Annotated in this window: 28 protein-coding genes; 17 read left to right on the top strand and 11 right to left on the bottom strand. The window is 37.7% G+C overall.

The window, feature by feature from the left end; all coding sequences use genetic code 11:
- Positions 1-48 precede the first annotated feature (48 nt).
- Both NSIN_RS05340 and NSIN_RS05335 read left to right on the top strand, forming a co-directional pair.
- A complete protein-coding gene (locus NSIN_RS05340) occupies positions 49-1,275 on the top strand; it encodes a hypothetical protein (RefSeq protein ID WP_101009756.1) in 1,227 nt (408 codons plus the stop codon).
- Positions 1,276-1,316: 41 nt separating this feature from the next.
- Positions 1,317-1,796 (top strand): hypothetical protein, encoded by a 480-nt coding sequence (locus NSIN_RS05335; RefSeq protein ID WP_101009754.1) that lies wholly within the window; start codon positions 1,317-1,319, stop codon positions 1,794-1,796.
- Positions 1,797-1,798: 2 nt separating this feature from the next.
- Here the strand turns inward: NSIN_RS05335 and NSIN_RS05330 are convergent, their stop codons facing one another.
- Positions 1,799-2,077, bottom strand: a complete 279-nt coding sequence (locus NSIN_RS05330; RefSeq protein ID WP_133124067.1) for a hypothetical protein — start codon at positions 2,075-2,077, stop codon at positions 1,799-1,801.
- Between the two features lie 118 nt (positions 2,078-2,195).
- On the opposite strand from NSIN_RS05330, the gene NSIN_RS05325 reads away from it, so the two are divergent.
- The 7 genes from NSIN_RS05325 to NSIN_RS05295 all read left to right on the top strand — a co-directional run bounded on the left by NSIN_RS05325 (position 2,196) and on the right by NSIN_RS05295 (position 5,569).
- Complete coding sequence (locus NSIN_RS05325) at positions 2,196-2,801, top strand: tetratricopeptide repeat protein (protein ID WP_165775254.1); 606 nt, start codon at positions 2,196-2,198, stop codon at positions 2,799-2,801.
- Between the two features lie 75 nt (positions 2,802-2,876).
- On the top strand, positions 2,877-3,251 hold the full coding sequence (locus tag NSIN_RS05320; protein WP_101009749.1) for a hypothetical protein: 375 nt from the start codon (positions 2,877-2,879) through the stop codon (positions 3,249-3,251).
- 55 nt (positions 3,252-3,306) lie between these two features.
- The gene (locus NSIN_RS05315; protein ID WP_101009747.1) at positions 3,307-4,023 is read left to right on the top strand and encodes a hypothetical protein; all 717 of its coding nucleotides are present in this window, start codon (positions 3,307-3,309) and stop codon (positions 4,021-4,023) included.
- Positions 4,024-4,104: 81 nt separating this feature from the next.
- Positions 4,105-4,248, top strand: coding sequence for a CxxC-x17-CxxC domain-containing protein (locus NSIN_RS05310; RefSeq protein WP_101009746.1), 144 nt, complete (start codon positions 4,105-4,107; stop codon positions 4,246-4,248).
- An 88-nt stretch (positions 4,249-4,336) separates the two neighbouring features.
- The gene (locus NSIN_RS05305) at positions 4,337-4,885 is read left to right on the top strand and encodes an HD domain-containing protein (protein WP_165775253.1); all 549 of its coding nucleotides are present in this window, start codon (positions 4,337-4,339) and stop codon (positions 4,883-4,885) included.
- Positions 4,886-4,919: 34 nt separating this feature from the next.
- Positions 4,920-5,225: a hypothetical protein gene (locus NSIN_RS05300; protein WP_218192580.1), complete on the top strand. Its 306-nt coding sequence runs from the start codon at positions 4,920-4,922 to the stop codon at positions 5,223-5,225.
- A gap of 44 nt (positions 5,226-5,269) precedes the next feature.
- On the top strand, positions 5,270-5,569 hold the full coding sequence (locus NSIN_RS05295) for a hypothetical protein (protein WP_101009740.1): 300 nt from the start codon (positions 5,270-5,272) through the stop codon (positions 5,567-5,569).
- A gap of 93 nt (positions 5,570-5,662) precedes the next feature.
- On the opposite strand, the gene NSIN_RS09665 is transcribed toward NSIN_RS05295, so the two are convergent.
- Positions 5,663-5,950, bottom strand: a complete 288-nt coding sequence (locus tag NSIN_RS09665; protein WP_101010101.1) for a TRAM domain-containing protein — start codon at positions 5,948-5,950, stop codon at positions 5,663-5,665.
- 85 nt (positions 5,951-6,035) lie between these two features.
- On the opposite strand from NSIN_RS09665, the gene NSIN_RS09660 reads away from it, so the two are divergent.
- Together NSIN_RS09660 and NSIN_RS05285 are read left to right on the top strand one after the other, a co-directional pair.
- Positions 6,036-6,158, top strand: a complete 123-nt coding sequence (locus NSIN_RS09660; RefSeq protein ID WP_281259591.1) for a hypothetical protein — start codon at positions 6,036-6,038, stop codon at positions 6,156-6,158.
- Positions 6,159-6,280: 122 nt separating this feature from the next.
- Positions 6,281-7,453: an NAD(P)-dependent malic enzyme gene (locus NSIN_RS05285; RefSeq protein ID WP_245871910.1), complete on the top strand. Its 1,173-nt coding sequence runs from the start codon at positions 6,281-6,283 to the stop codon at positions 7,451-7,453.
- 51 nt (positions 7,454-7,504) lie between these two features.
- Here NSIN_RS05285 and NSIN_RS05280 read toward each other — a convergent pair whose 3' ends face one another.
- Positions 7,505-7,804: a hypothetical protein gene (locus NSIN_RS05280; RefSeq protein WP_101009737.1), complete on the bottom strand. Its 300-nt coding sequence runs from the start codon at positions 7,802-7,804 to the stop codon at positions 7,505-7,507.
- Positions 7,805-7,852: 48 nt separating this feature from the next.
- Complete coding sequence (locus NSIN_RS05275) at positions 7,853-8,437, bottom strand: NADPH-dependent FMN reductase (RefSeq protein WP_101009735.1); 585 nt, start codon at positions 8,435-8,437, stop codon at positions 7,853-7,855.
- A 120-nt stretch (positions 8,438-8,557) separates the two neighbouring features.
- On the opposite strand from NSIN_RS05275, the gene NSIN_RS05270 reads away from it, so the two are divergent.
- Positions 8,558-8,755 (top strand): hypothetical protein, encoded by a 198-nt coding sequence (locus NSIN_RS05270; RefSeq protein WP_101009733.1) that lies wholly within the window; start codon positions 8,558-8,560, stop codon positions 8,753-8,755.
- Between the two features lie 30 nt (positions 8,756-8,785).
- Here the strand turns inward: NSIN_RS05270 and NSIN_RS05265 are convergent, their stop codons facing one another.
- Complete coding sequence (locus tag NSIN_RS05265; protein WP_101009731.1) at positions 8,786-10,165, bottom strand: NAD(P)/FAD-dependent oxidoreductase; 1,380 nt, start codon at positions 10,163-10,165, stop codon at positions 8,786-8,788.
- Positions 10,166-10,350: 185 nt separating this feature from the next.
- Here NSIN_RS05265 and NSIN_RS05260 point away from each other — a divergent pair, with 185 nt between their 5' ends.
- The 3 genes from NSIN_RS05260 (at position 10,351) to NSIN_RS09465 (ending at position 13,140) form a co-directional block, all read left to right on the top strand.
- Positions 10,351-10,644, top strand: coding sequence for a hypothetical protein (locus tag NSIN_RS05260; protein ID WP_133124066.1), 294 nt, complete (start codon positions 10,351-10,353; stop codon positions 10,642-10,644).
- A gap of 158 nt (positions 10,645-10,802) precedes the next feature.
- The gene (locus NSIN_RS05255; RefSeq protein WP_165775252.1) at positions 10,803-12,860 is read left to right on the top strand and encodes a fibronectin type III domain-containing protein; all 2,058 of its coding nucleotides are present in this window, start codon (positions 10,803-10,805) and stop codon (positions 12,858-12,860) included.
- Positions 12,861-12,984: 124 nt separating this feature from the next.
- Complete coding sequence (locus tag NSIN_RS09465) at positions 12,985-13,140, top strand: hypothetical protein (RefSeq protein WP_165775251.1); 156 nt, start codon at positions 12,985-12,987, stop codon at positions 13,138-13,140.
- Positions 13,141-13,177: 37 nt separating this feature from the next.
- Here NSIN_RS09465 and NSIN_RS05250 read toward each other — a convergent pair whose 3' ends face one another.
- The 3 genes from NSIN_RS05250 to NSIN_RS05240 form a co-directional block, all read right to left on the bottom strand.
- Complete coding sequence (locus tag NSIN_RS05250; RefSeq protein WP_101009726.1) at positions 13,178-13,645, bottom strand: hypothetical protein; 468 nt, start codon at positions 13,643-13,645, stop codon at positions 13,178-13,180.
- 83 nt (positions 13,646-13,728) lie between these two features.
- Positions 13,729-14,799, bottom strand: coding sequence for a zinc-binding dehydrogenase (locus NSIN_RS05245; protein WP_101009724.1), 1,071 nt, complete (start codon positions 14,797-14,799; stop codon positions 13,729-13,731).
- A 58-nt stretch (positions 14,800-14,857) separates the two neighbouring features.
- Entirely contained in the window at positions 14,858-16,864 is a 2,007-nt protein-coding gene (locus NSIN_RS05240; RefSeq protein ID WP_101009722.1) for a PAS domain-containing sensor histidine kinase, read from the bottom strand.
- 308 nt (positions 16,865-17,172) lie between these two features.
- Between NSIN_RS05240 and NSIN_RS05235 the strand changes: the two genes are divergently transcribed.
- Entirely contained in the window at positions 17,173-18,699 is a 1,527-nt protein-coding gene (locus NSIN_RS05235; RefSeq protein WP_101009720.1) for an ArnT family glycosyltransferase, read from the top strand.
- Here NSIN_RS05235 and NSIN_RS05230 read toward each other — a convergent pair.
- Positions 18,696-18,959 carry a hypothetical protein gene (locus NSIN_RS05230; protein ID WP_101009718.1) on the bottom strand — a complete coding sequence of 88 codons (264 nt, stop codon included), beginning with the start codon at positions 18,957-18,959 and terminating at the stop codon, positions 18,696-18,698. The genes NSIN_RS05235 and NSIN_RS05230 overlap by 4 nt on opposite strands.
- A 90-nt stretch (positions 18,960-19,049) precedes the next feature.
- Between NSIN_RS05230 and NSIN_RS05225 the strand changes: the two genes are divergently transcribed.
- Positions 19,050-19,448: a hypothetical protein gene (locus tag NSIN_RS05225; protein ID WP_101009716.1), complete on the top strand. Its 399-nt coding sequence runs from the start codon at positions 19,050-19,052 to the stop codon at positions 19,446-19,448.
- Here NSIN_RS05225 and NSIN_RS05220 read toward each other — a convergent pair whose 3' ends face one another.
- Both NSIN_RS05220 and NSIN_RS05215 read right to left on the bottom strand, forming a co-directional pair.
- Positions 19,449-19,805, bottom strand: coding sequence for a hypothetical protein (locus NSIN_RS05220; protein WP_101009714.1), 357 nt, complete (start codon positions 19,803-19,805; stop codon positions 19,449-19,451).
- Positions 19,802-20,197, bottom strand: a complete 396-nt coding sequence (locus NSIN_RS05215) for a tetratricopeptide repeat protein (RefSeq protein ID WP_101009712.1) — start codon at positions 20,195-20,197, stop codon at positions 19,802-19,804. Before NSIN_RS05215 ends, NSIN_RS05220 begins: the two co-directional genes overlap by 4 nt.
- Positions 20,198-20,247: the final 50 nt, after the last annotated feature.

Genomic DNA, 20,247 nt, shown 5'->3' with positions numbered 1-20,247 from the left:
AATTTTACTTAATGTTTATGACCAGCCCATTTTCAATATGATTTGATATTGAAAAAAATTGTCCCCATTTTGATTATTCTAGCATTACTTGTTCCATTTAATGCGTTTTCTTTCCAGCCAGTATCAGGCCAGACAGTTTCTACTTCATCAGGATCGTCATTGATTCATTTCAACAAGAATGTGTTTAGTTGGACAGACAGGGTGTATATCACAATCTATGCTCCGGACTTTAACTCTGATCCAAATTTGATAGATGAGATTGGAGTTACATCAGATGACAAGATTACAGTCTCTACAAATGGACATAGTATTCCATACCACCTTGTTGAGACTGGCACAAACACTGGAATATTTTCAGGGTATGTTACATTGACAGGAGATCCTACCATCAAAGGCACTATAGGAGTAGACGGACAAGGGACAAATCCAACAGGAATCCAATCAACATGTAATCCAACATGCGGTCCAACAAACGGTTTTCTCCCAAGCACTGGAAATGACGGAATCTCAGTATCATTTGAGTACAACCGAGACCAAGTCATCACAGGCTCTGCTCTTATCAGATGGAATGAAGGTCAGATAAAGTGGCTTGCTCCAAACTATCCAGTCGGTGGACAAGCCATACTGCAGATAACAGATCCTGACATGAATCTCAACCCAGATGCAATTGACAAGTTTGACACAAGTGTGTGGTCAGACTCTGACTCGGGTGGAATCAAAGTCTCAATGACAGAAACAGGTCCTGACACGGGCGTATTTCAAGGGACCGTGTACCTTACATCAGACTTGAGCTCATCCGGCAATAGACTTCATGTATCGCCTGGAGATACTGTAACAGGAGAGTACATAGATACCACATTGCCTTTGCCGCATTCTCCATCAGACCAGATGCGCATGGTTGCAACAACAACTGCAGGCTCGGTACCTCCACTAGAGCAAGCATCATCAAGCAATGCCCGAGTCCTGGACTCTACAGGAAACCCTCTGACCAAAGTAAATGTCAATCAACAGATACACATTGTGTCAGATGTAACAAACAATGAAGACAAAGACCAGCCTTTTGCATATTTGGTACAGATACAAGATAACAATGGCATTACAGTGTCACTGTCATGGATAACAGGTTCCATGGCCCCTCATCAGACAATGAATTTGGGTCAGTCATGGATGCCCACAAGCCCGGGAAGCTATACTGCACAAATCTTTGTGTGGGAGAGCATAAAAGAACCAAATGCGCTTGCTACGCCGTCAACGCTGCCAATCCAGGTTAGATAAACGGTGTATCATTAAATAATTCCTAGAACAATTATTATCTAATGCACAAGGAAGCATTCAAGATAACATATTCAAACAAAAATTACCTTTACTTGTCAATTGCAATTTTTGCAACATTGCTTGTGACACTTGGCACAATATCTCAGTTTATCTTTTTTTCACCAGGCTTTGTTTTTTACATTCCACAGGACTCTGTCTTTAGTTTTGGATTGATTGTTGCAATATCTGTACTATCTGGAATTGTTGCAAGCATGAGCATATACCGTATGCGATTGGTTAAAAGCGGATTAAAATCAGGTGTCGGATTTTTTGGTTCCATAATTGGAGCTGGTGCAGGAGCATGCGGTTGCGGACCAATTGGATTTTCACTGGTATCAGCACTTGGAACAGTAGGAGGTACTGCAACTGCATTTTTGTCAAATTATGAAACTCCCTTAAGACTAGGGTCCATTGCAATATTGGGAATTACTTATTTTATATCAGCAAAAGAAATAACTGCCAAGTGCAAGATAGTCAAGTAAAATCAGGGACTAGAAGAGCAGGTAAAGTTTCCAAATTGTCCGTGCAGACCAACTGCTCTTGTAACACCTGCGCCAGACGGATCATTCTGGATTGTAAGTGCGCATGATGGGCTATTCTTATTTTCTACCATTTTATTTGCAAGCGAGACGGCTGCTACAACAGACGAGTTTTCAGGGTGTGGTTTGTCAAAAAGAGAATGTCCTACAATTTCAGGTACTGCGATTAACAATACAATCACAATAGCAAACAAGTTAATGGTCTTTTTTCGAGTTAGATTCAACTAGACACCATACCTCTAAAGATCATTATAACTGTCAAGATCATTATCAGTTTGAGCAATTCATAGTTTTGGTTTACAGAGTCTAATGTTTATCAGTAAGAATGACGTAGTTTTACAATTGGGAAAAACCAATCAAAAAGACAATGTGGAATCAATACATAAAAAGGCTCTAGGATTTCAGAAAAATGGCGAACAGGACAAGGCGCTTGTCCAATTAGACATGGCACTGGACATAGAGCCGGACAATCCAGAGTTACTTTATGACAAGGCAGTATCATTACAGATGCTTTTGAGATTTGATGATGCAATAGAGTACTATGATAAATCACTTAAAAAAAACAAGAAAAACTTTGGTGCGCTTGTCAACAAGGGATTGTGCTTGTCAAACCCAGAGACAAACAGACATCAAGAAGCACTAGAGTGCTTTGAGATGGCACTTGAGATAACGCCAGAGGATCTGGGGGCTCTCTCACTTAGAGGATATTCACTTGACAGTCTTGGGAGGTACAAGGAGGCAATAGAGTGCTTTGATAAAATTTTACTAGTGCAACCAAAAGAAGTGAATATTTTGATAAACAAGGGCCTTGCATTATCACACCTTGGAAAATACGATGAGGCAACGGCTTATTTTGATTCTGTATTGGATATAGAACCTGATAATTTCTTTGCAATTCAGTTAAAACAAGAAGCTCAGAAAAGCATGAAACGAGATTTTTTGCAATGACACTTCAATAGACATATGCAAGGCATGTAACTCTTGGACAATAGATAAATAGTAAAAATAGAATGTTTCAGATAGTTGAACAAAAAAGACGCTCAGGATATAGTGCGAGAGATTCGAACAATCAGCCAATATGTAAGATTTGCAGGCGTTGTTGACAGCAAGGGAAAGATAATAGCATATGAGAGAAGGCCTGGACATGAACCATTATTGAATATAAAGAGTACTTCGGATCAGTTTTCACATCTTGCAATCAAGACTCGCATGTCGTCCCAGTTTAACAAGCAATTAGGTGATGTGAAATTCATGTGGGAGGAAAGAGAAAAAGTGCAGACAATATCTTTTGCAGTAGGAAAAAATACAGTATGGGTTTCAATCGATAAAAAAGTCATTCGTTCTGAGGTTCTTAGAATAATAGACAACTGTTTGCCAATTGTCAAGCAATTCTCCTAAAGTAATTTCATGCAATAATTTCAACATAAATAACAGTACAAAACAGAACAGAATAATGTACAAGACATTACTGCTGATTACATTAGTGATTGTCGCTGCAGTTTTTACCAATTCTGCATATGCAATGAACTACACCAGTTCAATATTTTCAAATGCTCAAAGATATGCAGATTCAAATTCTTATAAAAATTCAGAACATGGTTTCTCAATCCAGCCTCCTCTTAATTGGGGAATTGCAAGCGTGCCTGCAAACATATCAAATGGAACAATTGTCATATTTACAAATGGGGACAAGAGTCAACTTGCTACCTTTGGAATACAGCACTCATTCATAAGCCAAAACATCACTCGTTCAATCATAAACCATTCAGACAATGACATATTCTCCATAGTTGCAAGAACGATAAATTCAAACAGTTCAGATTCTAGCACATCAGTCCTAAACGGCCTAGTGGACAGATATAGTGACGGGGTAAGGGTTGCAGTCAGCTATACCACACATTACACTGCAGATGATTCCACAATACTAAGTGAGAACGTATATTATTTTCTTGATAATGGAAACCAGTACATCCTAGAGATGGCAAGCAACCCAACCAACATTCAGAAAAATGCCCAGTTATTTGCAGATTCGGCAGAGACGTTTCTGGTAAATCAACCAAGTGCTGTGCCAGAATTTCCAATTGTCCCAGTTGCGCTGGCAGTAGGAATGGCATTGATAATAGCATCTACAAGAGTAGGCCTTTTTACAAGACTTGGTCATTCAAACTAGGTACCAAATTAGACAAACATGTGATCAAGGTCTAAAAGTTTGGAGTTAACAGTTATTATGTAGCATAAGATTACGAAGATCATGTCAACAGAAGACAGACAAACGTTTCCTGCTACATGCTCAGACTGCAAGAAGGAAACACAAGTTCCTTTCAAACCAGCAGAAGGAAGACCAGTATATTGCAGAGAATGTTTACCAAAACATCGTCCAGCACGAAGATTTTAGGCTGAAAAACGCTTAAAAAAATTTTTTTGAATTTTTACCATATTGTTAGATCAGAACAATTAATTGGATTTTGTAAAACCATACAATATTGTCAAGGCTCCAATCTGCAGAAAACTTTGCAAAAGAAAGACATCTTGGGAGGACGATAAACGACATATCGCATTATGTACACCTAAGTGCAGTAGTTGCTAGATTGAAGAATTTGGGGATAACAGATCAGGATACAATATCTGCTACGTGGTTGCATGACATCATGGAATACACCACAACAAGTTTTGATGAGATAGACCAGCGATTTGGCTCAAAGGTTGCAGTGTTGGTGCTGTCAATATCAAAAGACAAGAGTCTTACAAAATCAAAGCAAGAAGAGCAATACGTAAAGCAACTAAAAGATGCACCAATTGAGGCAAAAATAATAAAATTGTGTGATATTTCGGCAAATCTCAAGGATCTCAAGGCCTCCTCGTTTTCAAAGAGTCGTAAGATAAAAGAGATGAAAAAAAGTCTGTTTTATCTAAATGTGATAAAATCAGACCTTGCAAGAAACATAGTACAGATTCCTGGAATCACAGGTCTTGTAAATGGAATAAATGATACCATAGTTCCATATGGGCTACGACCTGTTATGATACAATGACAAACCCTTTTAGGGTTTAAGATGAGAAGAGGATTTGTTGGTACTAGAGGCATACATTAGAAAGGAGTTGGAAAGTGCAGTCAAGAACTGGTGCCCCAATATCACACTGATAAAAAAGGGTGAATCAAGGTTGCAAAAAGTCTGGAAATTCAAAAATGGCTCTGATTTCATATACGGATACCTTGTAGGTCAGATGGAAGGATACATTGCAGGACTAGTTGTAGGAAGATATGGCAAGATACCAGACGTGGAAGAAAGCAAAGATATAAGGAAAATGGTAGAAGTTCGTGCAAAAGAGATAAGACAAATCATATCAGTACAAGAAAAAAAGACAAGTTAGAATAGGTGTCATATTTTTATTGATGAAGTATTTACCATCATGATGTGCCTTTAGAAAAAAAAGATAAGAAAATTCTTGACACCATGATAGATGAGGAGATCTCAAAGATTCCGGGACTTGCCAGAAACATTCGTCTGCCACAGTTCCAACAGGCATTTCACATAGGTAATGAATCAGAATACATCTACGGATACACGCATGGTGCCATCGTAGGTAAGTTTGAGACATATTATTTTGTGGTACATTCTGGGAAAAAGCCAAGTAGTCAAGAGGTGGATGATATTGGAAGGACGATATTTGAAAAATCAACAGAGATACGAGATGCCATATCTAAAGTAAAATGACATGACAGGATGTCAAATATGCACAATTATAAAAAATTTTGATAAAAATAAGAAAAACAGGAAGTTATCCTGAATCTGAATTTTGTTGTTGTTTTATTGACTTTCTACTATTTCAGCAGAAGCAAATCTCTGGCCTACTTGGGTAATTCTTACCTTAGCGTTCTGGCCAGCCTTGCCATCTTTAACAAATATCACAAAGCCTTCTACTCTTGCAATACCGTCGCCTTTTCTACTGATTTCAGTGATAGAAACGTCGTATTCTTTACCGGTTTCTACTGGTTTTGGACTGTTATCAAAACTTCTACCGCCACCGCCAAATCTTCGACCGCCGCCGTATCCTCCTGATCGTCCACCGTATGAACCTCGTTCGTTGTAACTCATCGTTGCACCTCCTTCTACCCTATGGTACATATCACTCCATAAAAATGCTTGAAAGTTGTTTTGTGTCTAGTTTTCTTGAGATCTTATGGATTTCACTATACTTAATACATACAACATGGGGCCAATAACAATGGCAAAAGCTAAAGCAAAACCAAAAGCAAAATCAAAAAGTAAAGCAAAACCAAAAGCAAAATCAAAGAAGAAATAAAATCCAATAGATGAGACGGACTTTTTTTTCTCAATTGGAATTTTTTATAAATATAATTTAGCTGCAATCTAATGTTTGATTTTATCACTAATTGTTAATAGCAAGCTTGACAGAGTAAAACTGTGACATCAACGCAGGAGATTGGTAAAAAATCAATAGAATTTCACAAGAAATTAAGAGGCACGATATTACTTGGGCGAAAAATGCACAAACTCAGTACAAAAGAAATTCAGCTTATCTACACCCCAGGAGTTGCGGCAGTCTCAAAAGAAGTATATGATCATCCAGAGAAAAAATTTACACTTACATCTAAGAGAAACAATGTTGCAATAGTAACAGATGGTACAAGAATTTTAGGACTAGGAAACATCGGTCCATACGCTGCAATGCCTGTGATGGAGGGAAAGGCAATATTGTACAAACAATATGCAGGGATTACTGCGTTTCCAATATGTCTTGGTACTACAGATAAAGACAAGATAATTGATGCAATAGTGGCAATTGAGCCATCATTTGGAGCAATCAATCTAGAAGACATTGAATCGCCCAAGGTTTTAGATATCTCAAAAGAATTAGGAAAAAAAATACCAATTCCTGTTTTTCATGATGACAGACATGGTACATCAGTAGTGGCTCTTGCAGCACTTCTTAATGCGTCAAGAGTTGTAAAAAAATCTCTGGCAACATCAAAGATAATCATAGCAGGTGCAGGATCTGCAGGGATTGGTATTGCAGAATTGTTACGATTTGCAGGATGTAAAAATATGATTGTGACAGATTCATCAGGTGCAATTTACAAAGGAAGAAGAGAGAACATGACTAGATACAAAAAAGAGATTGCTGCAAGTACCAATCAAAAAAGAACACGAGGTTCCCTTGAGGAAGTCATGGTTGATGCAGACGTATTCATCGGGGTTTCAGGAATACGAAATTTGGCAACAGGTGAGATTATATCAAAAATGGCAAGTAACTCAATAGTTTTTGCCCTTACCAATCCAGAGCCTGAGATAAATCCAGTAATTGCAAAAAAAGCAGGGGCAAAAATTGTTGCAACTGGAAGTTACCAGTTTCACAATAGAGTGAACAATGCTTTGGTCTTTCCCTACTTGATGAGAGCAATACTAGATCATCAAATATCAAAGATAGATGTGAAGATACTCTATGCGGCAGCAGTTGCAGTTGCAAACACAATTCCAAGAGATAAACTACATGTAAACAACATCATACCAGACGTAGGAAACAACAGACTACAGCACAACATAACTCACGCATTGAAGAAATTCTACAAGAAATAAACAGAATAATAAAAAGAGTCAGTCCAGTACACTATACCAAATATTTGAAGACTATTTTATACGTGCAATCACGTCATTAAAGTCGTTTATTGGTACAATTTTTACTGTACTTGTTGAAGATATTCCCACTGCAATGCACATTTGTTCTATATCGTGAGCACTTTTTGCATCGAGGATTATTATCCATTCATGCTCAAGCACTGACATGTAGAATCCAAGCATCTTTTTGATACCGAATTTCTTTTGCGCAGACTTTAGTTTTCCTTTAATTTCAAGAAATGTTTTCTTGCTGCGGCTGTTGTTTAATGGACATAGATCAGGACTGTGCACTGCAAATATTCCAAACAACATGACTAGTGTCCCAATTCCATTTCTAATAAATCTTAAGAAAAGAAATTTTTATGATTTTTTATATCTTGATGCAAATGTATTTTCTGTGCTTCCCATGTCATTTAGAAATTGTTTTCTCAATACTTGTCCATATGTAACCAGATCTCGTGCCAACATCTCAAGGCGTGATTCAAGTTTTGGAGTCATTTTTCCATCGATAAAATCATCACTGTCACTTACAGATACCCCGTATGGCATGCTCCAGCCATAACATTGCCTTACTGCGGTTCGCATTTGATCCATTGCAGTGAGGCCCTTTTCATGAGATGAGCAGACATATCCAAAAGTTTTTCCTGCAAATTCGGCCCAAAAATAATCAAGAAAGTTCTTCATTGCACCAGACATTGAGCCGTGATAATCAGGAGTTGATAGTATCAATGCATCTGACCAGGCTACATCATCTTTGGCCTTTAGTATTTCAGGAAGAGATTGGTTCTCAGTGGGATCATACAGTGGCAATTTGTTTTGTTTGAGGTCAAGTAGACGAGTCTCAGCACCATATTTTTTTGCAATATTAAGTGAAACTGATACAGCAATAGTACTTGAGGCATTGCTACGCAGACTAGATCCTACACCTAAAACTCGAAATGCCATCCAATAGGTTTCTAGATAGCCAGGATAAATAATCTCTTCCTGAGGCAGAGGGTGTGACTGAGTTTTACAATCCCCAGTCAACTAATAACAATAAATCAGATATACCATGGAGAAGAAAAAATGAAATTTTACATCGAGTTTAACCCATGCAAAGAATGCAAGGAAATGATAAAAGAGATCAAGGAAGGGTTTCCAACAGATGATAATTCACAGAAATTTCTCCGCCATCTGACATACAACCACAGTGAAATTGGACAAGCAATAATTGACGAGTTTCCAAAGGAAGAAGAAAAAGAACATTTTCCTTGGTTTCAATAAGATAGCAGATTCAATCAGATACTAGAGAATTTACAAGTATGAAACATTTTGTGACTCGTCTATTGTTCTTTCTATTGCAGAATAGATAGGAGTCTCAAGTCTTGAGAGCGTCTTTTTCTTGATGAATCCTACAGTCATGATATCAGCTCTAAAGATTGTTCCAAGTATCCAGTCAAATCCTACTTTGAGTTTCTTTTCTCGAGTGGGAAGATGCAACCAATAAAAGGTTCTCCATAGAAACCATGCGGGAAATCCATGCACCTGTCGTCCGTTTAGTAATGCAACACCAGTTCTTTTTCCAATGGTTGCCATCACACCTTTGTTATGATATTCAAAGGGTTTTACCAGATTAGCATTTCCTGTAATCTCTGCAAACAAATTGTCAGAGACTAGTTTTGCTTGTCTTATTGCTATTTGTGCAGTTGTAGGATAGACCAGGTTGTTTTTAGCGTCAACCAAATGTGCACAATCCCCCAACGCAAAGACATGAGTATTATCTTTTAGCCGGAGGTACGAATCTACAACAAGTCTGCCAGACTGACCGTGTTCGCATTTAAGAGATGCAATTAGGGGGTCAACTGTAACTCCACCAGCCCAGACAAGTGTTGCGCACGGAATTATAGTATTATCACTTAATAGAACATGGTCCTCACCTGCATCAATGGCTTTTGTGTTTACATACACTTCAATTCCCGATTTTCTTACATATTCCAAGGCAAATTTTCCAAGCTCGTCTCCAACCTCAGGTAAAATTCCATCTCTTGCAGAGATGATTATTGTTTTAACATTTTTTGGATCAATGTTTTTGTAATAATTTTTTGTTGCATCAAGTAGAAAGTGATGTATTTCTGTTGCAATTTCTACACCTGCAAAACCTCCACCAACTATGACAAATCTCAATAGTTTTTCTTGTAAGATTTGATCTTTTTCCTGGTCTGCACACTCTAGTACGCTGATGATATGATTTCTAATAGCTATTGCATCTTCCAAAGTCTTGATTGTAAATGCAAAATTTTCAATGTTGACATTTCCAAAGAAATTATCTTTGCTTCCAAGTGCTAATACTAGATAGTCATATTCTAATGTGCTTTCCTTTTGGTCAAATATCCTAACCAGAGATACATTCTTGTTTTGTAAATCAATTGATGTGATTTTCGCATGACAAAAATTAGCAGTCTTACAAAAAGATCTGATTGGTGTAGTAATATCACTGGCGTGAAGCATTCCTGATGAGACCTCAGGAAGCATAGGAGTAAAAAGGAAAAAGTTGTCTTGACTTACCAGAGTTATTTCAACATCGTCACGCTGTTGTTTTTGCATCTCACGTAGGATATTACTTCCCGCAAAGCCTCCTCCAAGTATGAGTATCTTTGTTTTAGGACGACTATGTGAGCTGAATTTTCTTATCATATGTTACAATCCAGATGAATAGCCAAAACGATAAAAGTGATGCGTATCATCAATACGAAATTCGTAGATCTACCAATAAACCAGTAGCTTCTGCTGGATAAACAAACATGTTCAATAAAATTGTGTTAGGCTAAAAATCAGACATGAATGCATGGGAATTTATTCTTCCGTGCCAGAAATTGTTCATGCATAAAGACCGAGGCACGTGCACTGGAATATGTAAGGAATTCAAGGTAAGAAAACCACGAGATGGGTCTAGTCGTTATTTATCAGGCCAAGTACGCTGCCAGATATGCGGTGTCTTTATGTTAAGAGAGGCATGTCATGATAGAGAAGACAAACCTGCAACAGATGAGACAGTTGATTTGTATTGCAACTGTTGTAATTGCATGGTTAGATCAAGGCCCAGAAACAAGCCAGGATCAAAATCAAAAAAGACACCAGAAGAAGAATACAATGAACTAAAAAAGAAATACTAGGCAAAAAATCATGTGAGAAGTTTTGTCAAGATTCTTTTCATACATTGATTCAAAATACTTTCCCTATACAACTTATGAATAATGAAATGTACGATAATTTGTAAAAAATGAACAAGATCAGTATCAGGAATAATTTTACAAACTTGATCATATTGCAGATGATTGTTCTATCTGGAACTTTGTTTTTTGCAGGTCAATCATATGCCCAGACAGCCAATGTCCCAGATGTACCGACGGGGTTTACTGCAACACCAGTATCGCCAACAAGCGTTTTTCTTGCATGGAGTCCACCGCAAAATAACGGTGGTGCATCAATTACAGGATATGAAATTGATTATAGAATGGTTCCAAATCCGTCAGATACTACACTTGTCAGATTAGGAAATGTTACAAATTATACCCATACCAACTTGGTGACCGGAAAAACGTATCTTTATCGAGTCTTTGCAATAAATTCAGCAGGTAATGGAAGTCCTACGCCAGAACAGAGCGCCACGCCTACAAGCAGTTCAGCACCACCTCAAAATATTGTACCAAATCCACCGCAAAGTCTTGGTGCTACAGTCTATTCTTCAACCCAGATAAATCTCTCATGGAGTTCGCCTGTATCAAACGGTGGGCCTCCAGTTACAGGTTACAAGATTGATTACCAATTAGATTCTGGAAACTTTACAAATCTTGTTGCAAATTCAGGTAGTTCATTTACAGCGTACTCTCATACAGGCTTGCAGACAGGTCACACATACACATACAGGGTCTTTGCCATAAACTCGATAGGAATCAGCAATTCATCAAATACTGCATCAGCAACACCTGTTGTGGTAAATACAGTTCCAGGGTCTCCAACACTTAGTGCAAATCCTGCTTCTGCTACAAGTGTAAGCTTGTCATGGGTTGCACCATCAAATAATGGCGGAATGCCAATCACGGGTTACAAGATAGAATACTCCAACGGAACATCAAACTTTATCGTACTTGTAGCAAACACTGGAACATCAAATACATCCTACACACATAGTGGACTTGTTACAGGTACAAGTTACACATACCGTGTCAGTGCAATAAACTCACTAGGAGTAGGTAGTCCATCAAACAGTGTAACTGTAACGCCGCAAGATACCATGACGCCGATAATAACAACGGCAATCGCAATATCACCTACTAGTGCAAAGATATCATGGATTGCACCATCACAGACATATGGTCAGATAATCAGCGGATATACAATTGATCAAGTGATAAATGGAAATATGCTTCCAATTGATGATTCAATTCAAGGAAGCACCACTAGTTATACAATATCAGGTCTTACAACAGACAAGACATACAGTTTTGTGGTATCAGCCCAGCTGTCAGGAGGGTCTCAGACAAATCCTTCTCCACCTGCAACTATCACTCCTACAAGTACATCAACACCTCCAGATTCCAGTCAAACCCCAACACAGACACCATCACAAAATCAGACACTGCCAGACCCACCCACCAGACTTAATGCCACAATGATCACATCAAGCAGCGTCCAAGTAACATGGATAGCACCATCAAACAATGGAAAACTTCCTGTGACAGGATACAAGGTAGAATCAATGACAGGACAATCAGGTGCATGGGTCACAGATACAACAAATACTGGAGTCCAGACATCATTTGTCAAATCAGGGCTACAGCCAGGAGTATCATATTATTTCAGAGTATCGTCAATAAGTAACGCAGGAATCAGCCAGCCTTCATCTCAAGTACCAGTTACAGTACCATCACAAAATACCAATCAAAACTCTTCACCGCCTCCGTTCATACCACAACAATCTCAAGGGTTTGTATCTGTGATAAATACGACATCTACAATCAGTTACAAGATAATTGGAGGTCAGATACTAACAGCTGGCATAAACCAGGACACATTCTCCCTTAATGTGAATATAAGAGCAAGCAGTCCAGGTGTTTTGTCAATTCAGCTTCCAAGAGACATGATAGATTCTAAAAAACCAGACGGTACAGATGAGACATATATCGTAGCAGACGACCAGAATCTTGCCAAGTTCAATGAAACAAAGACATCAGCATACAGGACATTAAACATTTCATTTCCTGCAAATACCAACAAGATATCAATTTACGGGACAAGTGCCGTACCTGAATTTCCCACAGCACTAGTTGTTTTGTTGATCGCTATCGTATCAGCAATTGTCTTTTCTAACAGAATAATCAGGTACTAGCACCGGACACATTTGCAATTTATGGCAATTGAACAAATATTTTTCTATATTTTTGGGTATAAAGTATGATATTTTATGGAAAACTACACTCAAGATTTATTAACTGTACCGGATTATTATTGGCATGCCAAGAAAAGAATACAAGACAATAACTGTCAAGGTCGAGGCATTTCAGAAATTCATAAGAGCTATAAGAGATGCTCAAAAAAGCGATCCATCATTGGACAATAGCACATTTCTGACTTCATTGCTGGGCAAGAAATCTAAAAAGAGTCGTTAAACAATCAAAATAGACCGATAAAAAAATCCCCAGTTTTTCAACTTTTTGCAGTGACGCCTATTGATTCGTTTAGTCCAATTTGATAGTGTTTTGTAGAGTCGGTCACAGAATGTGGAATCCAGGTATTAGACAAGTCAACTGAAGCGTCAAAGCCTGCAAGAACACCAGTCAACATGGAAAGTGATTCTTGTTTAGAGTCAAGGTTAATTGAGATTCTTGCAGTGTCCCCGGTTTTGAAAACATTACTATCAGTTGAATCAATTACGGTTGAGAAGAGACAAATAGGTGTTGAAGAATCACACGTAGTGCTTGGTGCAATAGATACATGTACTAGGCCCCTACCTACAGGAGATTGAAGTATCATAGTGCCTTTGTTGTTGTCAATTATTGTCCACAGTATGACGCCATGAAAGTTACTGCTTTCAGATATGGCACCTTTTGTGGAAAACTTGGTAGGAGTTTGCGCATGTACTGGATTTGCAAATAGAATCAAAGATGCAGACAAGACCAAGATAGTCAATAATCTAGCATACATACTTGTCATACGTATGATATTCCTAGTCTAAAAAGATATAGTAAAGATGCTGGTTATGCAGGTTTCATCAGTATTTTACCAAAGAGATTGCCTTTTAGCATCTTGGTATGTGCTTCTACTGCATTTTCGAACGTGTAGATTGAATCTACAATTGATTTTATTTTCCCTTTTGACATCCAGTGAATTCCAGCCTCTAGTTCTGCACGTGTTCCTTGTGTAGAACCGAGAATATTTGTTCCTTTGAAAAATATGTGTCGAAGATCAGATGCTACATCATATCCGGTTGTAGCACCTGTCGTGACAAGAGTTGCACCATATTTGAGCAATGCAAGTTCCTTGTTCCAGTGTGAGCCTCCAATGTGCTCAAAGATGACATCAATTCCAGGACTGGTGTGCTTTTGTTTTGCCAAGTCTTTTGATATTGCAAATACTTGTTTGTTCCAATCTTCTTTTCGGTGGTCTACTGCAAAATCTGCACCAAGTTTGAGACATTCCTCAAGTTTGCTGCCACTTGCAGTTGCAATAACATCACACCCGTAAAGTTTGGCAATCTGGATTCCAAATGTTCCCATACCTGAACCCCCTCCCATTATCAATACTGTTTGTCCTGGCCTTATCTTTGCCCTGCCAACAAGCATATGCCATGAAGTTGTCATGGTCATAGATGCAGCTGCTGCATCTTCGTATGATACATTATCAGGGATTTTGACTACATTTACTTCTGGAAGATGAGTATACTCACAATATCCGCCCCACAAGGGGCCTGTTTGAAATCCCCAAACCTTTCTATGTCTACAGTCATATTCTCTGCCATCAGTACAATCAACACAAACTCGACATGACAAGTTTCCATGCGAGACGACCCTATCTCCAACTTTGATAGTAGTGACATCTGACCCTACAGCAACTACCTCGCCTGCTGCATCAGTGCCTGAGATGTGTGGCATTGGGATCTGGATTGGTTTTCCCCTCATTCCCCAGATGTCATCATGGTTTAATCCTGCTACAACTACTTTGAAGACCACCTCGTTTGGTTTTGGTTTTGGGTTAGGTATCTCCACTATTTTTAGAATTTTTTTGTAATCATCATCAGGTGCATAATTTTCATAGACTAGAGCTTTCACAGATCAAGTGTCTAAAATAGGCAATATTAAGAAAATGATCAAAAACATGCAAGTTTCATCAGACTGCAGAAAGAGATATGTGAATTTCAGTTCCTTTTCCTAGTCCATCAGAATGTGCCCAAATCTTTCCATGGTGCATCTCTACGATTCCTTTGCATACGGCAAGTCCAAGTCCAGAACCACCATGCTCTCTTGTGACAGATGTGTCAATCTGATAAAATTTTACAAACACTTTCTCAAGATTATCTTTTAGCATTCCAACCCCATTATCTTTTATGATTATCCTATAGTTTGTACCATCTAGATACAATTTGACAGATATGTTGCCAGTATTTATAGGACAAAAATCTAGAGCATTGTAAAGTACGTTGTTTATGACTTGGATCATCCTTAGCTTATCACACACATAAAATAGATCAGGTTGGAGATTTGTAGACAACGTGATGCCGCGCTTTTCAATATCAGGTCTGATTCCCTCAATTGCTTGCAGCATAATTTCTTGAAGGTTATTCCTATTCATAGTAAGTTTAAGCTGTCCAAGATCAATTTTTTGCACATCCAGCATGTCAGATATAAGATTAGTCAGATATTGTGAATTTGTTCTTATTAGGCGCAATTTTTTCTTCTGTTCTTCTGTGAGAGTCCCAAAAGATTCGGTAAGAAGCAGATCAACGTATCCAATTATTGGCACTAGAGGAGTTTTTAGTTCATGTGTCATCATTGTAATAAATTCTTCTTTGGATTTTTCAACTTGGCATAATTTTTCATATTGTTCCTTTATATGAGATTGGTTCTCCTCAATTGTTTTTCTGGCTTCATAGAGTTCAGTGATGTCTTTTATCACAGTATTACTTCCGAGTATCTTATCCCCATGACAAAAGGTGGTGGCACTCAAGAGACATGGAAAAATTGTGCCATTTTTTCTTTTAAACCAGATTTCTTTATTCTTGATATCAATGCCTTTTTTCCATGAGTTGAAAATGTCCACAAGTTGCGGGATACTTTGTTCTGCAGAATGTTCGAATATAGATTTGCCAAGTATGTCATTTTTTTCATGACCCAAGTTTGATGCATAAGAGTCATTGCAATCAACAATTAACCCATTCACATCAATCGTACGCATCATGTCAGGCGAAGTATCATACAGGCTGCGGAATTTTTGTTCAGCAACACTTAGGAGTTCATGCGTCTTTTTTAGTTCACTATATTGCTCGTTTATTTTTTCTTGGTCTTGTTCCATTTTCATCTTTGCATCATGAATATCTGTAATATCTCGAAGTGATACGGTTCTACCAATTACATTCCCATTTTCATCATACAGACTGGTTCCAGAGATGAGTGTTGGAAAAATAGTTCCATCTTTGCGTTTAAGCCATATTTCCAAATTAGATATTTTTCCAGTTTTCTTCCATTCTTCAATACCATCTGATAATGTATTACAGCTCTTTTCAGAAATATGATCAGATATGGATTTTCCAATAATTTCTTCTTTAGCATAACCAAGATTTTGTGCATACGATTCGTTACAATCCAGTATTACGCCATCGAGGTTAATTGTTCGTAAAAGATCAGGGGCATGTTCATACAGGTTTCTATATTTTTTTTCTAATGCCAAAAGATCATCATGTGCGCTTTTTAGATCAGCATATCTTTTGTCTGCTTGTTCTTCAGCAATATGTGCCCTTTGGAGTGTTTGTTTCAGTATGGAAATATCTCGGATTGTTATGATATAGCTACGTTTACTTGAGAACTCATTTGGTATGAGAGCGCCTTTGCATAAACCGAAAATGGATTGTTTATTTTTTCTAATTATTTCTATTTCAATTTGTGGCCCTATTCCTTTTTCCATCATTTCTTTAAAGCCATTTAATGCGGTAATTTGTGAATCTCCTACAATAAAATCAAAACAAGACCTGCCTATCACTTCATCTGTCGTGTAACCTAGATGCTCTAGCATGTGTTTATTGATATCAAGAATTATTCCTTTTTCATCTAATATGCATATAAGATCTGGAGATATTTCATAAAAAGTACGATACATGCTGCTAAGTGAATGTGGAATCATTATGATCAAATATATCAGATGGAATAATAAAGCATTATGCTCACATTGTCCGGTTTATAACGTACAAGTATAGAAATATGATAATGTGTATAGTACAATGTCGAAATTTTATCTCGATGATTGTTCCAGTACTGGACAGACGAATATAGTGATTTGTTACTTGAAATACTTTAATATTTGCAAAATATCTCTAGTCTTGTCATTAACATAAAATCTCAATATATTCAAAAATAGCAAGTAATTTCATGACAAACACGAATATCAACATACAATAGATATATCAATCAATTAGAAATGACAAGAAAAAGATGAATCAGTCAAGTCTTGCCAAGACAAGATACACCATTCCAGCAATACTCTTTGCGGTGGCAATTGTTGCGTATTCTTACAATCTTGAAGGCCAGCCAAGACATGGAGATGAGATAAATTATTTGGGATGGGCAGGAAACTATATCCACCTTGTAAACAAGGGAGATCTTGCAAATCCGTGTTTAGTTTCAATTGATAATTGTAGTTTATTGTACCACATACCTGCTCATGGTGCAACATACAGCCCGTTACGTATGATGTTGATTGGACTTCCATTTAGTCTTGCACATCAGGATCCAGGTGACTATTACGATTGGTCGTGTTATTGGTTTTCTTGTTATGATTTTCACAATGCTCCGACAATACAGCAGATGGCTGCAGGGAGGTTGTTGTCCCCAGTCTTTGGGGCACTGACTGTAGTGATAGCATTCCTAGTAGGCAAAATGCTTTTCAATAGAAATACAGGAATTGTGTTTTCGGGTTTCTTTTTGTTCTACAACTTGTGGGTGTGGTATAGCAGGACAATAATGACAGAGGTGCACTACATTTTCTTTAGCATGTTATCATTATTGCTTTTACTTCATGCTTTCAGAGTAAGACATCTTAGGATCAAGTATCTAATTGCAAGCTCCATTGCATTTGGTTGTGCACTTACCTCAAAATTGTTATCAGTAGAGTTTGCAATATTGTTTGGTGCAATCATTTTGTTTTATGGAATACAGCAGACACATGGAAGCAATGGTAGAAAAATCGTTAAAATCGGCATTCTGGTTTCGGTATTTTTCCTGGTTTCAATACTAGGATTTTTGTTGACAGAGCCGGGATTTTACAAAAATCCTGTTTTGCAAATAATTTCCATGAAATATGACATGGACAACTATAATAGAGATGTCTGGTTTATTGCATACCCTACAATACAAGGGCTGCATCCAATCAGGATGGCATTATTGTTCAACTATGCATTGATTCCAAGTCCCGTAGCAAATACAATACCGGGTGCATTCCCGGGCTCCACGTATAACCTGGATTGGAATAATCCGGCTACATACTCTAGTGTTCCAATGACATTATTCTTTTTTGTAGGGATGGCATATGCGATAAATAAAATCCGAAAACAAAAAGAATGTGTTCCTGAGATACTTTTACTAGTTTGGTTTGTAAGCACTTTTTTCACAACATTGATGATTGCAAGAGACCTCTCACTTGAGAGATATCAATTGCCATTTTTGTTATCAATTGTAATGATTTCATCATATGGAGTTTGGAATTTTGTAAGACATGTATCAAAGAAGACCCAAGTATCTTTTATTGCAGTTACAATATTTGTACATGCTATGACTTCATTATATTACTGGCAGAAAATTTACTCATCCCCTGGAACATTCTGGACAAACCCTATACCATATGGAACACTTCAAGAATCTGTTACCAACATGCCCACGCTTGTTGTGAACCTGGTCTTTTTGGCATTTTGCATGTTCATAGTAATGTATAGCATTAAAGAGAGTAGGAAAGTTACAGCCTAGTCTTCAGAATCACAGTCTTCTAGGCGGTTTTTATTATAGTATAATTTGTTTTCATGAATTTTCACCATGGAGCCTATTGAGAAACACATCTCGCTTCTTTTACCATTTGTGTCGATAACCACAATTGATGAGAGATCTTCACATGGTACTGAGACCAGCAAGACTGCATCTTTTTGATCATTTTGAGCTTCAACCCAGCACGCATTAGGCAGAATTGTCTTACATTCAACAAAGTTTGGAAGAGATATGTCTACAGACATGTTAAATTTGGTTTTTTTCCATTTATTATAGATTCGTAGGAATACGTCTATGAAATAATTGAAATATTTAGAATGTAAAATAATTACCAGTTGAAAAGGTCCATCATTACAGTTGCAATTGGAGGAGGATTTGCAGCAGTAGTTGCATTTTTGTTGCTAGTATTTTTGCCAATAATTCCAACTTCAGAAAAATATAGTCTTGCAGTAGATCCAATCATAGTTCAGGATGCAATGGGAACTGAGACTCATGTTGCAATAAAAAATACTGGTTCTAGTTCTCTTACCAATGTAGTGATTAACTATGGAGGAACTGCAAAACCTGACATCATACCAATACTTGAGCCAGGCGAGAAAGTCTCACTTTCACCACCTGAGGGAAGTAAGCTTGATCAAGTGCACATAACAACAAACGAAGGCATCAACATGACAAAAGAGTATAGAACTCCTACAAGTGCAGATTTTGTTGGAAATTCAGGATATGGTGGATGACTAGTCCACAATGTGTTTTTTCAAGATATGTATCAAGTGAGATGCAATTTGTTCAGCGTCAGAATCCGGGTGTACTCCACATAGGACTATACCATATCTTCCAAATGGAACTGTAATTCGTTTTGCTTTTTCGTATTTTGCCATTGCATAGAGTGGTTCTCCAAGTGTTCGATGTGATCTTCGCGTGACCCATCTTAGAGATGCATCAGCCAATGCCTTTTCCACATCTTCTTTTGTTTGAAGGCTTTTTACTCCTTCTTTTTCTACATAAAAAAAATCAGTTCTGTGAGATATTGCTACAAGAGTGATGTTCTTGTCAGATTTGATGATTTCATTGCATATTTTTTCGAGAGTCATTTTCTTTTTCCTGAGAGTATATCTCCCTGATCATAACACTTGTCAGCAGAATCAAATAATGCAATAGAGCGGGTTATTGTTTTGGGTGCGTTGGCCCTATCATCTGCCGCAGTATCTACAAGAAACTGTGCAAAATTTCGCAATGCGTTTGCCTTGTTGTACCATGCATTTGCATATGTTGAATCCAATTCTATTGCCATGTCATAGCAGGATATGGCTTCTTCATATCGTTTCAATCTTGACAGTACTATTCCCTTGTTGTTCCAGGCACTAACATGACGAGGGTCAATCTCAAGCGCTTTGTCATACGCAAGCAGTGCATCATCATAATTTCCTTGCTTTGCATTTTCGTTGCCTGAGCTATACCAAGTATTGTGATCCTGTGTCCCCATGTAGAGTAATAGCAATCGAGGAGTATTTTAACAGAAAGATAGTTTTGTCT

The organism is Candidatus Nitrosotalea sinensis (genome assembly GCF_900143675.1).
GTDB lineage: Archaea > Thermoproteota > Nitrososphaeria > Nitrososphaerales > Nitrosopumilaceae > Nitrosotalea > Nitrosotalea sinensis.
The sequence above is the reverse complement of the archived record's forward strand: the minus strand, read 5'-3'. Positions and strand labels throughout refer to the sequence as shown.